Origin of the sequence: Aequorivita viscosa, assembly GCF_900106795.1 — a bacterium.
Classification (GTDB): Bacteria; Bacteroidota; Bacteroidia; order Flavobacteriales; family Flavobacteriaceae; genus Aequorivita; species Aequorivita viscosa.
The window spans coordinates 81,219-97,047 of sequence record NZ_FNNS01000007.1 but is presented as its reverse complement, the minus strand read 5'-3'; the positions used below and the strand labels follow the sequence as shown (position 1 = coordinate 97,047).

The window sequence follows — 15,829 nt, the reverse complement described above, 5'->3', positions numbered from 1 at the left end:
ACAAACCAGGTCAACTTGGTTTTTAGAAGCATAAAAAGACAGCATCCGTCACTTCTGTTAGGAGATTTTAAACGGTTTACGAGCAAGGCAGAAGTAAAAGTCATACAAGAGAACGCAGACGGTACCAAGATAAAGAAAACCACGATGGACAGCCAAAGTGTGAGCACCAATACCGAATATATGGATGGGTTTCAGTATACAGACGGCATTCTGGACTTCTTCCCGCATGCAGAAGGCTATGTAAAGGCCACTCCCGCTGGTCTAGGAGGAAATAGCACCTATACTTTTAATTATGTATTCAACTATACCGATCATCTTGGGAATATCCGCTTAAGGTTCACAGAGCACCCCCAAACTGGCGAAACCAAAATTTTAGAAGAGAACCATTATTATCCTTATGGTTTAACGCACAAAGGCTACAACGGCCAACATAGTGTGGTGGGCATTGGCAATATGAGCTCCTATATTACAATTGTCCCCGTTACACCGCTATTGGCCGACAGTTACAAGTATAAATTCGGCGGGAAGGAAATACAGACCGAGTTCGATATCAACACCTACGACTTCGGCGCCAGGAACTATGACCCAGCTTTGGGAAGATGGATGAACCTGGACCCGCTGGCGGAAGCTATGCGGAGGCACTCGCCCTATAATTATGCGTTTAATAACCCAAACTATTTTATTGATCCGGATGGGATGGCGCCGATTCCCGGCGGTGCCTTCGTGTCGGACACAAAATATTTGGGGACTTCCGATACTTCAACGGGTGGTTTCGGAGGTTTCGATGTGAGAACCTTTGACAAGGATGGAAATACCTTGGATTCCGTGACAGTGAACAGTAACCAAGGGGTGGACATAAATGCAGATGGTGATATTACCAAAAATGATCTGCAAACTCCGGGAGATGGTGAGTTGAGTTTAGAGACGGCAGAGAATAACAGCGGATTAAATTCAAACGATCCGCCTAGCAGATGGCAAAAAATTTTTAAATCCTTCCGACAAACCGCAGATATTTCAACCTGTTTAAGTGGACTCTCGGGGACGGCCCAGGTTGGAATGTTGGAATACAGGAAAAGTCTGCCAATAGAGAATAAGATTGGAACTTTTTCTAGATTCAGCTCTACTTATATAGGACTAGGGAAAGTTACCAGAATTGGAGGGAATATAGGAAACGTGGCAACTCTAGGTGGAATTTATTACGACTATACCGAAATGACCTCGGGAAATATTAGCCAAACGAGGTTTGCTTTTAGAACCACTTCGGTTTTTGCTTCATTAGGGACGTCTATTGCCGTGGGCTCCGCTTATGGTGGTCCATACGGTGCCGCTGGGGGAGCCCTGGTTGGCGCGGCTTTTGTGGGTGCAGAGATATTCTATGATTGGTGGAACAGCAATATAACTCCCCAAATAAACCGAAGCTTTCAGTTTAATATTAATGGATTGATGCATGGGTTTCGACCTTGAAATACAAATTATATGCTATTGGAGATGAATATAAAAAACCATTTTGTAGCTGCCCTATCGGTACTCATCATAACAATGGGATACTTGTTTTTACTTATATTCTTTAATTTCGATTTTGGAATTATAATGATTTGTTCAATAGCTTTTTTATTTTTTGTTCTTCCAGGAATCTACCTGCATATAGAATATTGGTCTATAAATAAGGACGAAAAGTATATTATTGCCCAAGATTCAATAACACAGGTTAAAAAGGGAAAAGAAGAAACATATTATTCGAATGATATCAAGAAAATAATCGTGTATGGATCGGCAACCTTGTTCAAAACTTGGTTTCATCTTTCTGCTATGGAGCAATATCATTTTGCTCGCATTTTTTTAAAAAACGGAGAAACGATGGTTATTACCTGTCTTTTGACCCCCAGAGTGGATAAATCATTAGAAATATTGAAAAATGTAGGGGTTAAAAAAAGAAAGGGGTTATTTAACTCCACATATATATATACTGAATGAATTCCCCGCTATCGCACTTCGAGATATTAAGGCCGCTGGCGGAAATGATTTGCAGGCACTCGCCCTACAATTATGCGTTTAACAATCCTGTGTATTTTATTGATCCGGACGGGATGATGCCGGGAGGTTTTGCAAACACAAATTCTGTTACTTCTACGGGGGCTTTTGAGTCTTATGGAGGTTCCAATGGGTTTGATGTGCGCACTTTTGACAAAGCAACTGGGGAAACTTTGGATTTTAAAACAGTTTCATCTTTGGAAGGAGTAAGTTATGATACACAGTCCGGGGCGATTAGCACCAATAATTCAACAGCCTATCAATCGTATTTTCAACAGGTAAGCGATTATGCTGCAAACGCGGATTTGAGCTTAGAAGGTGGTGGTGATTGTGAGGATTGTGTAGATGGAAAGAAATCTAATAATATTAAAAATGCTGTTCCTTGTGTGCAGTGTCATCATACTGTTACCTTTTCCCAAGGTAACGGTATTTTCAGTTAAAAAGACAGACAAAGTGGGTATATACAAACGGGAGGCTATATGGATTCTGATTTTATTGGTTCATCAATAGGGAAAGATGGAGTTTTATACGGAACGATTGATAACATCTATGGGCCTGGGCCGGATATTAAAACAAAACTGCAATTTTTGAAATATATTATAAACATAAAAACCGGCCTTGGTATGGGTGCTAATTTGATTGAGGCTTTTATGAAAGACCCTACTTTAAACATTAAAACTCTTACCTATAAGACCACCGATACCATATGGGGTATTGGAGGTTATAGAGACTATAGAATGTATAATACAATCGTAAAAAAGGGATATATAATCAATAATGACACTATAACTATAAAATGAAAAAAACACTATTGTTTACAATATTAATATTACTATTGATTTCTTGTAAAAAAAATAATGATAGATTACTGCATCTGGATATCTCATTTAACATAATTAATCGAAATATTAATAATGATATAAATGAGCTAAGACTCCAAAACAACAAACTTGTTAGCGATGTCAATTCAGATACTGTGAAAGATTTGAATGATTCTACGATAAAATATATTAGATATTTAGATAGTATTCAGAGTTTATGTTTAGGAAATCAAACACCTTTTTTCTTTAAAGGAGAACGGTCAGAAGAAACTAGACTCAGCCAAGATTTTATAAAAAAAACAAATGTATTTTTGAGTAAATTGGAATATAATATAAAGAGTCCCTTCTTAAAAAAAAGAGCATATTTTTTACTTAATGTAAATGACATTAAACTTGATGAGCAATCATTTATTATGTACGTAGAATGTTTTTTTAGAAATGTAAGTTGTGACGCATTCGATTTTTTCATTAACGACAGGAAAAGAAATCTTTTAGCCATACAAAATGATATATTATATGCGGCTTTATTAGAACAGTGCAATACTCTAGAGCCCTATTTTTAGTCGTCTAATTAAAATTGAATCCCGGTGAATAAAACTCGATCCTTATACAGTACGATGAAGAAAATAAGGAAAACCAATTACCTCGTAAACGGACGCGGCCATCCCGGGTAGTTATATATCCCAAAGATATTCAGCTGCTCACAGGGAAATCCTATGGCCATGCACTATAACTGAATAAGGAAGTAAGAGATTACTTCCGTAAAAAGAAACACCATCTCCTCACAATCTACGAATTCGCCGACTACACCGGCATCAAACCAGAAGTAATCATCCTCCATCTAAAATAACCCTCCCCCCAATCCCCAATTAACCAATGACCAATCCCCAATTAACCAATAACCAATATACCATTCCCCAAATAACCAATAACCCAATCGTACTTTCACCATAATTCCATATTTTTAAACCCAAATCCCAAAAAAACCAATAACCAATAACCAATAACCAACCATAAATGAAACAAATATTAGGAATCGGTTCACGAATAAATCACACAGAATTTGGAAAAGGTGTAGTAACCAATGTCACGGCTAAGATGTATTGGGTAACCTTCATAGAAAACGGACTAGAAACAATCTCTGTCGATGATGAATTCGAAATTATTGAAGCCGCCGAAGATGAGGTTGACTCAGTTAGCTTTTACGAAGTTGAAAAAAGCTTACGCGATATTCTCAAAAAGTGGAACGGCATTAGCGAGATTGTTCCAATTGCCGATAAATGGAAAGGTGGAACCATGGTGTTGCAGCCTGAAGACAGAAATCTTTCCGCCAAAGAAATTCCGATAGATACTTTTTTTCATAAAATTGTAATGTTAAGAGACCGCCTTCGTGTAATGGAGCAAAAAATAAACTCAAGCAAAGACTTGGCAGATCAGGATAAAGTCGATCTTCAGCAGTATATTACACGTTGTTATGGTAGTTTAACAACTTTTAATGTACTTTTTAAAAATAATTCTCAACAATTTAAAGGAGAAAGTAAAAGTAAAAACTAACATTATTTCAATTTAAGAAACCCTAATTACCTTCATATTCCGTCGGTTTCAGTTCGTAAACTTATTTTTTTGATTATTTATTTTATTTCATATTTCTTATAAACTATTGTTAAATGGGTAATCTGAATGAATATAAAATTGCGTTCCATAGCATTTTTGAAATTTAATGGAATGTTTAAAATATTCTTTTTTAGACTTCTGCGTGTTTCAAAGCTCTACTTTTTCAATGTCTTTTATAGGAAAAGTTTACTTTCTGTTGAACCAAAATATTTTTTTATCAACAAATTTATCGAAGCGTTGGGGAATCTATTATCGCCGAAAAATAGGAATTCTTAGTTTTTATTATCAAATTTGAAGTGCTAATTCAAACAAACAATAAAATGAAAACAAAGTTTAATGGAATTTTGACACTATTACTAGTGTTCTTTGTGCAGCTTACGTTTGCACAAGAAAAGACGATTTCCGGAGCGGTTACCGATGACACTGGGTTACCGCTACCTGGAGTAAACATTATTATTAAAGGCACAGCAACTGGAACCCAGTCGGACTTTGATGGAAATTACTCTATCGAAGCGAACGAGGGCCAAACGCTTGTTTTTAGTTATGTAGGATTCGAAACCCAAGAGGTTTTGGTAGGCACATCAAATACAATTGATGTTGCAATGCAGGCCGGTTCTGCATTAGACGAAGTAGTAGTAACTGCACTTGGTGTATCGCGTGAGAAGCAATCACTTGGTTACTCTACACAACAAGTAGAAGGTGAGGACATCGCTACTGTGAAAGGGAACAACTTTACAAACGCCCTTTCTGGTAAGGTTTCTGGTCTTCAGATTAGAAGAAACAACAACTTTGGTGGTTCTACCAACGTGGTTATTAGAGGTAACACCTCTTTAACTGGTGACAACCAAGCATTGTTCGTTGTAGATGGTGTGCCAATTAGTAACAGAAACACCAACTCTGCTAATCAAGCAACAGCTTCTGGTAACTATTATGACTACGGTAATGCCGCAGCAGATATTAACCCAGACGACATTGAATCTATTAACGTGCTTAAAGGTGCAGCTGCATCTGCACTTTATGGTTCTCGTGCTGCAAACGGTGTAATTATCATTACCACCAAAAAAGGTAAGAAAAACCAAGGTATGGGCGTAACAATAAACTCTAACGTTACTGTGGGAGTTGTAGATAAAAGCACCTTTGCCGAATATCAAAACAAATACGGCCCTGGATATGGTGATGATTACTTCACGTACGAAGATATTAACGGAGATGGGATAGACGATCAAGTTGAGAACTATGGAGATGATGCTTCTTACGGACCTGCTTTTGATCCGAACCTTATGATTTACCAATGGGATTCGTTTGATCCAGCTTCTCCAAATTTCATGAAGAAGTCTGCTTATGTAGCTGCGGCTAATGGCCCTATCGAGTTTTTTGAAACTCCTATTACATTCACAAATTCTATCTCTATTTCAAATGGTTTAGAAGGTGGTTCGTATAGATTATCTTATACTAAACTAGATCAGTCTGGTTTGTTGCCAAACAGTACCTTAGACAGACATAACTTCGTGTTCAGTGGCTCTTATGATGTTACTGAAAAACTAACTGTAAGTAGTTTAGCTAATTACATTAAAACTGATGCATTGGGTCGTAACTCTACAGGTTATAACGACAACGTTGTAGGTAATATGAAGCAATGGTGGGCAACTAGTACTGATATTCAACAACAAAAGGATGCTTACTTTAATACAGGTAGAAACGTAACATGGAACCCTAGTAGTTCAGCGCCAGGTGCTGCTCCACTTTACTGGGATAACCCATACTGGACACGTTATGAAAACTACCAAAATGATACAAGAAACCGTTTTATCGGTAATATTGAACTTAACTATGAGCTTGCTGATTGGGTAAACGTTACTGGTCGAGTTTCTACAGATACTTATAATGAAAGCCAAGAAGAGCGTAGAGCAGTAGGTTCTGTTGCAACTCCATTTGGTGTTTCCCGTGGGAACGTTGATTCTGGTTATTTAAGAAGAGACATTACAGCTACTGAAACAAACTACGATTTAATGTTTAACTTTAATACTGATATTACTGAAGAAATTAGCTTTGCTGGTATCTTAGGGTCTAACATTAGAAGAAGCGAGTTTAACTCATTAACATCTTCAACAGCAGGTGGATTGGTAATTCCTGGTCTTTACTCGCTACAAAATGGTGCTTCACCTAATCCAAACCCTAGAGAACAAGCTGAGAAAGTTGGAGTTGATGGTGTGTACGCTAGTGCATCTTTCGGTTATGCCAACACTGTATATTTAGATGGTACTATTAGAAGAGACCGTTTCTCAACTTTACCAAAAGATAATAGTGCATTTTACTACCCATCTATTTCCACAAGTTTTGTGTTTAGCAAATTGTTAGATGTTAATGCTATTAGCTTTGGTAAACTTCGTCTAAACTATGCTGAAGTAGGTAACGGAGCTCCATTCGATAGATTAAGAGATACGTACGTGGTTAACGGTGACATCGGAAACTCTGTTCCTAATGTTGCAAATAATCCAAATCTTGAGCCAGAACGTACTAAGAGTTACGAGGCTGGTTTAGAAATGCGTTTCGCTAATAATAGATTAGGTTTCGACGTTTCTTACTACAAGTCTAACTCTATTAACCAAATTGTAACTGTGCCAATTTCTCCATCTACTGGTTATACTGGTAAATTGCTTAACGCAGGTGAAATTGAAAACAAGGGGTTTGAACTTTCATTAAACGCAATGCCAGTTAAAAACAACGACTTTACTTGGGGAATCAGTGCAAACTGGACAAAAAGTAAGAGTAAGGTTCTTGCCTTGCCTGACGGAATTAAAAACTTAGAACTTGGTAGATTCCAAGGTGGTGTTTCTATAAACGCAGAACTAGGTCAGCCGTACGGTGTAATCTACGGTCAAGATTTTGTTTACCTAAATGGTGAAAAAGTTGTTGATCCTGAAAGTGGGCGATACCTTAAAACTCCAAACTCAAACAATGTCCTTGGCGATACTAACCCAGACTGGATGGCAGGTATTACAAATACTTTAACATATAAGGATTTTTCTTTTAGTTTCCTTATCGATATTCAGCAAGGAGGAAGTCTTTTCTCTCTAGACCAATATTATGGTGAAGCAACTGGTATCTATGCAAATACAGTGTTTGATAATGAATTAGGAAATCCTGTGAGAAGCCCTTTGGTGTTTAATGAATATGATGCCGATGGAAACGGAATTCCTTCTGCTGGTTACACGGGGGAAACTGGTGGATATATTAACCCAGGTGTAAATCCTGATGGTTCTGTAAATACAACTAGGTCGGATGCAAATGGTTTCAGTGGCTTTGGTTATGCAGCACTTCCTGCTGCTGCCTTTGTGTACGACGCAAGCTATGTTAAACTACGTCAGGTATCACTTACATATACGTTGCCATCAAGATACCTAGAAAACACCTTTATGACAGGTCTTTCTTTTAGCGCATCAGGTTCTAACTTATGGATTATCCACAAGAACCTACCGTATGCTGATCCTGAAGCAGGTTTGAGCTCTGGTAACCTTCAAGGTTATGTTACAGGTTCATTGCCAACTACCCAAGATTATGGGTTTAACATCAAAGCACAATTTTAATAAATAGACAGATGAAGAAAATATTTTTAATTTTAACTGCGGCAGTTATGGCCGTATCGTGTTCAGACAATTTAGAAGATCTGAACCAAAATATAAAAGATCCTACTGCCGTTAGTGGAGAAAGTTTGTTTGCCGCTGCACAAAAGCAACTTGCAGATCAAATAGTAACTCCAAACGTAAACCTTAATAACTTAAGATTGTTTACGCAACAACTGCAGGAAACTACGTATACTGATGAAAGTAATTACGATCAGATTACCCGTGCCATTCCAGATAATCACTGGAGAGAGTTGTACAGAGACGTGTTAAAAGATTTAAACGAATCAGCTAGAGTTCTTAACGAAACTGAAAACCCACTTACTGATGCACTAAAGCCTAACAAATTGGCTATCGTTGAAGTACTTACAGTTTATGCTTTTAGTAACTTAGTAGAGACGTACGGAAACGTACCGTACTCCGAAGCTTTGGATATCGATAACCTAACACCGGCTTACGATGACGGTAAAGCGGTTTATGTAGATCTTATCGCTCGTTTAGACGCAGCAATTAGTTCTATGAATACAGGTGTTGGAAGTTTCAGTGGAACTGAAGATATGATGTATAGCGGAGATGTAGCGAAGTGGAAGAAGTTTGCTAACTCCTTGAAACTACGTATGGGTATTATGCTTTCAGATGTAGATCCAAGTGTAGCCAAAACTACTGTTGAATCTGCTGTTACTAGTGGAGTTTTTACAAGTAATGCAGATAACGGAAGCTATATGTACTCTACATCAGCTCCTAACAACAACCCAATGAACGATAACCTTGTTCTAAGTGGTCGAAATGACTATGTTGCTGCTAAAACTATTATCGACATAATGAATGATCTAGAAGATCCAAGAAGGGCTGCTTACTTCACTCAAATTGACGGTGAATACATCGGTGGTGAAGTAGGCTCTATTTCTGCTTACGCAAACCACTCTCACGTGGCTGATCGTTTAGTTGAGCCAAACGAACCAGGCGTGCTATTATCGTACACAGAAGTTAGGTTTTTACTAGCTGAAGCTGCCGAAAGAGGTTTCGCTGTTGGTGGCGATGCGGCAACTCATTACAATGCTGCTATTACAGCGTCATTTGATTATTGGGGTGTAACAGGTGTTTCTGATTACTTAGCTAAGCCAGACGTTGATTATGCTACGGCAGTAGCTGATAGCTCTTGGAAGCAAGTTATAGGTACTCAGGCATATTTAGGTCTATACAACAGAACTTTTGCAAGTTACTTGTCTGTGCGTCGTTTAGACTATCCAATTTTAACAAAGCCTACAGGTAATGTTTCTGGTTTTCCAGTACGTTATTTGTATCCTGTTGGAGAACAAACATTAAATGAAGATAACTACGACGCTGCCTCTGGTGCTATTGGAGGTGATGCTGCTGAGACTCAGTTATTCTGGGATAAATTTTACACTTTTGATTTCTAATCAATAGTTAAAATAATTATAGATGAAAATCCTCGACCTTGTGTCGGGGATTTTTTTTTTACTTTTAATTGAAGTGATAAAGTAATTTGAAAATAAATGAAGCAAAAACAGATTGAAAATAATACTTGTGTTTAGATGAAAATTAAAGTTTAGTTTTCTTCAACGGTTTATTTGTTAATCTTTTATCACATCAAGCACAAACAAAGTGTATTGAATCTTCGGGATCTAAAAATTAATCTATTTATAGTCGGTCGAATCTTGGCTCATCTATAGCGTAAAAGAAAGACAAATCTAGACATTGAAAACAAACCTCAGCAGTTGTAAGATTTTTTGAGTTTAGATGAAATTTGAAAATAGGGGAGAGAGGTTACTTTTCGATAATGTGTTTCACGATAATTTCAGCGTGAACTCTTGAGTTTTCAATAAACCATTTATGGGTTTCCATGCCTCCGCAAATAACACCAGCCAAATATAATCCTGAAACATTAGTCTCCATAGTGTTTGGGTTATAACTCGGTAACATCTTGCCATCATTAGATAAATGCACTCCCAGTTTTTTAAGGAATTCAAAATTGGGTCGATATCCCGTCAAGGCAATTACGAAATCATTTTCTAATACCTTTTCGCCGTTTGGAGTTTTAACAACAACTTCGGTTTTAGTAATATGCTCGATTTCTGAATTAAAAAAAGCTTTTATACTTCCTTCTGCTATTCGGTTTTCTATATCAGGCTTCACCCAATACTTTACACGTTCGCCAATTGCTGGGCCACGAACTATCATCGTTACATCACCTCCTTTTCGCCATATTTCAAGTGCCGCATCTACTGATGAATTACTAGCGCCTACAACAATAACCTTCTGCATTACAAAAGGATGCGCTTCTTTGTAATAATGCATTACTTTTGGCAAGTCTTCGCCAGGAACGTTCATAAGATTCGGAATATCAAAAAATCCCGTACTAACAATTACTTGTTTAGCTTGATACGCTCGTTTATTAGATTCAATTTTAAAATGCGCTCCTTCTTTTTCAACCGAAACAATCTTTTCGTATAAATTAATATGAAGCTTATTTGAAGTTGTAACCCGTCTGTAATACTCCAACGCTTCATTACGAGTTGGCTTCGGGTTGTTACTGATAAAAGGAATGTCATTGATTTCAATTTTTTCCGAAGTGGAAAAGAAGGTCATGTTAAGCGGATAGTTATATAACGAATTGGTAAGCGTACCTTTTTCGACTACAACATATCGCAAATTGCTTTTTTTACATTCCAAAGCACACGCTATTCCAATGGGTCCAGCGCCAATTATTAAAACATCGAAAATATCGTTCTGTGGATTTGATAAAGACATTTTGAGTTATTTCACTATGTTTTTAAGGTCTTGGATTGTTTCTACAGGGTTAGTAGCACCAAAAACATAGCTTCCGGCCACCAAGACATCTGCACCAGCATCAACTAGCTGTTTTGCGTTTTTATTAGTTACTCCGCCGTCTATTTCAATTTTGGTAGAAGCGCCATTAGCACTAATAATCTCACGAAGTTGTTTCACTTTCTTATAAGTGTTTTCAATAAAGCTCTGCCCGCCAAAACCTGGGTTTACGCTCATCACGCACACCAAATCTATATCGCATATAGTGTCTTCTAGCAACGAAACATTAGTATGAGGATTAATTGCCACACCTGCCTGCATGCCCTCCGCTTTAATAGCTTGTAAGGTGCGGTGGAGATGTGTGCAAGCTTCATAATGGACGGTAAGTATATTTGCCCCTAAATCGGCAAAAGTCTTTATATATCGGTCAGGGTCAACAATCATTAAATGTACGTCCAATGTTTTTTTGGCGTGTACTGCAATACTTTTTATTACAGGCATACCAAAAGATATGTTCGGAACAAAAACACCGTCCATTACATCCAGATGAAACCAATCTGCTTCACTGTTATTTATCATTTCAATATCGCGTTGTAGATTAGCGAAATCGGCAGCAAGAATAGATGGGGCAATAATAGTATGGCTCATTTTGAATTTTTTTGCAAAGATATGGAATTTATATATTGATTATGTAGTAGGGACGACTCGCGTAGGGACGACTCGCGAGTCGTCCGTACCCGTGCGAAGATTCATAAATTATTTTATTTTCGATTGAAGTAAGAGATTATTAAAAAAAAGCCCCCGATAAATGTCGGAGGCTTTAAAAATTATCCTAAGTAGGTCATCAATATTTTGCTTCTCGAAGTGTGTTTCAACCTTCTGATTGCTTTTTCTTTAATTTGACGAACGCGTTCTCTGGTAAGGTCAAAAGTTTCACCTATTTCTTCTAAAGTCATTGGTTGTTGGTCGGCAAGTCCAAAGTAAAGGCGAATAACATCGGCTTCACGAGGAGTTAGTGTTTCTAAAGCACGCTCAATTTCTGTACGAAGCGATTCGTGTAACAGAACACGGTCTGGGTTTGGAGACTCACCACTTCGCAAAACGTCGTAAAGGTTGCTGTCTTCCCCTTCAATAAGAGGAGCATCCATAGATACGTGGCGACCTGAATTTTTCATGGACTCTTTAACATCGCTAATGGTCATTTCCAATTCCTTGGCAATTTCTTCAGCAGTTGGCGGACGCTCGTTAGCTTGCTCTAAAGAAGCGTACATTTTATTGATTTTATTGATGCTTCCAATTTTGTTCAAAGGCAAACGAACAATACGAGACTGCTCGGCTAATGCTTGTAAGATAGATTGTCTAATCCACCACACCGCATAGGATATAAATTTGAAACCACGTGTTTCGTCAAAACGTTGAGCGGCTTTAATAAGGCCAAGGTTTCCTTCGTTGATTAGGTCAGGGAGTGTTAACCCTTGATTTTGATATTGTTTCGCCACCGAAACGACAAATCGAAGGTTGGCTTTGGTTAATTTCTCCAAAGCTATATGGTCACCCGCTTTAATGCGCTGTGCCAATTCCACTTCTTCGTCTGCGGTAATTAAGTCAACTTTTCCAATTTCTTGAAGATACTTGTCCAATGAAGCGGTTTCCCTGTTGGTAACCTGCTTTGTAATTTTGAGTTGTCTCATTTAAAGGTTGTCCTGTAGATTAAATTTAAACTTGTGTATGAGGTTATACGGAAGAAAATGAAAAAAGGTTACAAGAAATTTTAATTTTTTAAAATTTAACAAAATCATTCTGTCTTGAGAATCTTGTTTTGAGGTGTTTTATTTCTGAATAACAACAGTTTGTTTCTGAAAAGATGATAAAAAAGCCTTTGTTCTAATAATTAAGAACAAAGGCTTTTTTGGTTAATCATTTTGCTCGCAATTAGACACGTACGTGGCCATCACCGTATACATAGTACTTATTGGTTACCAATTGCTTAAGGCCTAGTGGTCCTCTGTGATGCAGTTTATCCGTGCTGATAGCCAATTCTGCACCAACGCCCATTTGTCCGCCATCGGTGAAGCGGGTAGAGGCGTTGTGGTACACTGCTGCACTGTCTATATTTTCCATAAAATAAGCGGCTTTATGATTGTCTTCAGTCAAGATAACACTCGAATGACCACCGCTGTATTTGTTTATTTTAAAAATTGCTTCTTCTACGTTTTCGACAGCACCAATTACAATTTTCATTGCTAAAAATTCTTCAAACCAAGTTTCTTCATCCTTAATTAATTCTAAAGATGAAAGGGTGTTTTTAACTTCAGCATCTACAATAACTTCAACTTTTGCAGTTTCAAGAACTTCTTTTAATTCTTTCAGCTTAGCTTCGTAATTTGGAATTTTCTTGTCTACCAAAACTTTGTCTAGTGCGTTGCAACCTGAAATTTTATCGGTTTTCGCATTTATTATAACCTCAAGTGTTTTTTTCCAATCGGCATCTTCGGCTATATATAAGAAGTTGTTACCACGACCGCTAACTAAAACGGCGCATGTAGCATTTTCTTTTACAAACTGTATTAAGCGTTCACCTCCACGGGGAACAATTAAATCTATGGGTTCGGATGGTTTTTTAAGAAATGCTCGGGTTTCTTCACGATTGAGCTCTAGCATTTTAATCCAATCTGGCTCAAGTCCGTTCTCCTGCAATGCTTCGTGCCAGAACGTTACTAAGATTTTATTGCTATTGTAAGCTTCTTTTCCGCCTTTCAACAAGATTTTATTGTTTGCTTTAAAGGCAAGAACGGCTGCTTCAATTGTTACATCGGGCCTAGATTCATAAATAATCATAATCGTACCAAAAGGAGCGGTTTTATTGATTATTTTAAGATCACTTTCGAGTTCTGTGCTGCTAATTTCTTTGTTAACTGGATCTTCCTGATTTTTAACTTCAGAAATTGCTTTAATCATTCCGTTAATTTTTGAATTATCAACAACCAACCTGTCATACAGCGCTTGATCGTCTTTTTTAAAGGCGTCTAAATCCTTTTTATTTGCGTTTAATAATTCATCTCGGTTTTTGTCTATGATAGTCATCATAGATTCTAAAACCTGATTTTTTAATTTTTCATTTATCAACTTCATATTCTCTTCAATTTAATTTATTAGTAAAACTTTGTTCCTAAATCTTTTCCTGCCAGAATATCGACGATTACGTTTTTTTGCTTTCCGTTTGCGATATAGGTAGGAATGTTATTCTTGGCAGTTTTCTTGGCTATTTTTAATTTGGACTCCATTCCGCCACGACCTTCACCTTCGCCTTTACTTGATGCTTGAACGTATTGCTCGACAGCTTCTTCATGGTGTACGTTGCTTAATTTTTCGGAATTACTATCATCTGGATGCCCTGTATATAGGCCATCAGTATCTGTTAATATAACTAAGGCATTGGCATCAATTAATTCTGCGACAAGGCTTGCTAATTCATCATTATCGCTAAACATTGACATTGTGAGCGACACGGCATCATCTTCATTTGCAATAGGGACAATACCTTCAGCAAGCAATCCTTCGTAACAGTTAATCATATTTTCGCGGTGTTTGCCAGGTGCGAAATCACGTTTTGTTGCTAGAATTTGTGCGCATCGCATTCCGTGATCGTGAAAAAGACTGTAATAATGCCGCATCATTCGGGGTTGGCCTACTGATGAGTATATTTGTCTTCTCGTGGAATCATCTTTTGCAATACACTCGCCTAGAACTTCCATTCCTGCAATTGCAGATCCGGAAGACACCAATACTGGCGAATACCCGTCCTCGTAAAGGGCAGCGATTTGCCGTACCAATTCATTTAGGATTGGTCCAACAATACGATTGTCCTTATTTGTCATAACGTTGGTTCCTACTTTTATAACCACTCGTTTTTCCTTCATATTTTCTTTTTCTTGTTTTTTATTTTCCTAATTCTGTTGCTCTGTTGAAAGCCGCATAAGCCGCTTCTTTAATTAACTCTTTTACATTATTATCTTCCATAGAATCTAGTGCTGCCCGTGTTGTACCGCCTTTTGAGGCAACTTTGTTCATCCAGCTATTAGGAGATAAGTCAGATTCGGTAAATAGTTTTACAGCACCTTCAAAGGTTTGGGTTACTAATATTTTTGAATCATTTTGAGAGAAGCCCATTTTTAATGCAGCTTCCATCATAGATTGCATAAAATAGAACACGTATGCTGGACCGCTACCCGAAATACCTGTAGAGGCATTAATAAAGTTTTCATTCTCAACGTGAATAGCTTCTCCAGTTGTGTCTAGAAGATTGCGAACCATTAAAAGTTCTACTCGAGTTACTTCTTTTGCTGCTGTAAACGCCGTCATTCCCAAACCAACTTTTGCAGGAAGATTTGGCATGGCTCGAATGATTTTTTTGAGGTTTAAACTATCCTGAATGGTTTCGATAGTAACTCCGGCCATTAATGATATTATGAGCTGGTCTGGATTAACCATTTCTTTCATTTTTTTAAATAGTTCGTCGCTGTGATATGGTTTTACTGCGACGAAAACGATGTCGGCTTTTGGAAGGCAGTCGCCTAAGTTTTCGTAAACATCGAAGTAGGAAATCTTGTCAAGACTTGACAGTTTTTCTGCTGAAACATCGAAAATCATCAAATTTCTACGATTTAATAAGGGCGATTGTGCCATTCCTTCGGCATACGTCAAACCCATATTTCCTGCGCCAATTACTAGTACTTTCATAATTTGTTTTATTGTTACACTAACTAGGGTGCAAGTACTATGCGAGAGGTCTGTTAATTAAATTTAATTCTGAAGTAACATTGAACATGTGCTGTTACTGTACTGTTTAAAGTAGATAGAAGGGTATTTTATTTTAAAATTGTAGAAATTAACGCAGGTGACAGTTTTGCGCATTTTTGATGCTTTCGGTAATTATGGCATAAAAAACAT

Annotated in this window: 14 protein-coding genes; 8 read left to right on the top strand and 6 right to left on the bottom strand. The window is 37.6% G+C overall.

What is annotated here, in order from left to right:
- From BLW28_RS05735 to BLW28_RS05695, 8 genes are all read left to right on the top strand, one after another.
- On the top strand, window positions 1-1,464 hold a 1,464-nt coding region (locus BLW28_RS05735; RefSeq protein WP_317042268.1), incomplete at its 5' end, for an RHS repeat domain-containing protein.
- A gap of 24 nt (window positions 1,465-1,488) precedes the next feature.
- Window positions 1,489-1,974: a PH domain-containing protein gene (locus BLW28_RS05730; RefSeq protein ID WP_143036845.1), complete on the top strand. Its 486-nt coding sequence runs from the start codon at window positions 1,489-1,491 to the stop codon at window positions 1,972-1,974.
- 44 nt (window positions 1,975-2,018) lie between these two features.
- Complete coding sequence (locus tag BLW28_RS05725; protein ID WP_218143092.1) at window positions 2,019-2,471, top strand: RHS repeat-associated core domain-containing protein; 453 nt, start codon at window positions 2,019-2,021, stop codon at window positions 2,469-2,471.
- Between the two features lie 39 nt (window positions 2,472-2,510).
- Window positions 2,511-2,831, top strand: coding sequence for a hypothetical protein (locus BLW28_RS05720; protein ID WP_073218681.1), 321 nt, complete (start codon window positions 2,511-2,513; stop codon window positions 2,829-2,831).
- Complete coding sequence (locus BLW28_RS05715; RefSeq protein ID WP_073218678.1) at window positions 2,828-3,415, top strand: hypothetical protein; 588 nt, start codon at window positions 2,828-2,830, stop codon at window positions 3,413-3,415. The genes BLW28_RS05720 and BLW28_RS05715 overlap by 4 nt, the downstream gene beginning before the upstream one ends.
- 454 nt (window positions 3,416-3,869) lie before the next feature.
- Window positions 3,870-4,406, top strand: a complete 537-nt coding sequence (locus tag BLW28_RS05710; protein WP_073218676.1) for a hypothetical protein — start codon at window positions 3,870-3,872, stop codon at window positions 4,404-4,406.
- Between the two features lie 380 nt (window positions 4,407-4,786).
- A complete protein-coding gene (locus tag BLW28_RS05700) occupies window positions 4,787-8,053 on the top strand; it encodes a SusC/RagA family TonB-linked outer membrane protein (protein ID WP_073218708.1) in 3,267 nt (1,088 codons plus the stop codon).
- Between the two features lie 11 nt (window positions 8,054-8,064).
- Window positions 8,065-9,510 (top strand): SusD/RagB family nutrient-binding outer membrane lipoprotein, encoded by a 1,446-nt coding sequence (locus BLW28_RS05695; protein WP_073218673.1) that lies wholly within the window; start codon window positions 8,065-8,067, stop codon window positions 9,508-9,510.
- Window positions 9,511-9,877: 367 nt separating this feature from the next.
- Here BLW28_RS05695 and BLW28_RS05690 read toward each other — a convergent pair whose 3' ends face one another.
- The 6 genes from BLW28_RS05690 to proC form a co-directional block, all read right to left on the bottom strand.
- Window positions 9,878-10,861 carry a YpdA family putative bacillithiol disulfide reductase gene (locus BLW28_RS05690; RefSeq protein ID WP_073218670.1) on the bottom strand — a complete coding sequence of 328 codons (984 nt, stop codon included), beginning with the start codon at window positions 10,859-10,861 and terminating at the stop codon, window positions 9,878-9,880.
- Between the two features lie 6 nt (window positions 10,862-10,867).
- Entirely contained in the window at window positions 10,868-11,527 is a 660-nt protein-coding gene (rpe, locus tag BLW28_RS05685) for a ribulose-phosphate 3-epimerase (protein WP_073218668.1), read from the bottom strand.
- Window positions 11,528-11,706: 179 nt separating this feature from the next.
- Window positions 11,707-12,570: a sigma-70 family RNA polymerase sigma factor gene (locus BLW28_RS05680; RefSeq protein WP_073218666.1), complete on the bottom strand. Its 864-nt coding sequence runs from the start codon at window positions 12,568-12,570 to the stop codon at window positions 11,707-11,709.
- A 241-nt stretch (window positions 12,571-12,811) separates the two neighbouring features.
- A complete protein-coding gene (locus BLW28_RS05675; RefSeq protein ID WP_073218661.1) occupies window positions 12,812-14,011 on the bottom strand; it encodes a glutamate-5-semialdehyde dehydrogenase in 1,200 nt (399 codons plus the stop codon).
- Between the two features lie 20 nt (window positions 14,012-14,031).
- Entirely contained in the window at window positions 14,032-14,799 is a 768-nt protein-coding gene (gene proB, locus BLW28_RS05670) for a glutamate 5-kinase (RefSeq protein ID WP_073218658.1), read from the bottom strand.
- Between the two features lie 19 nt (window positions 14,800-14,818).
- Entirely contained in the window at window positions 14,819-15,619 is an 801-nt protein-coding gene (gene proC, locus BLW28_RS05665; protein WP_073218655.1) for a pyrroline-5-carboxylate reductase, read from the bottom strand.
- Window positions 15,620-15,829 lie beyond the last annotated feature (210 nt).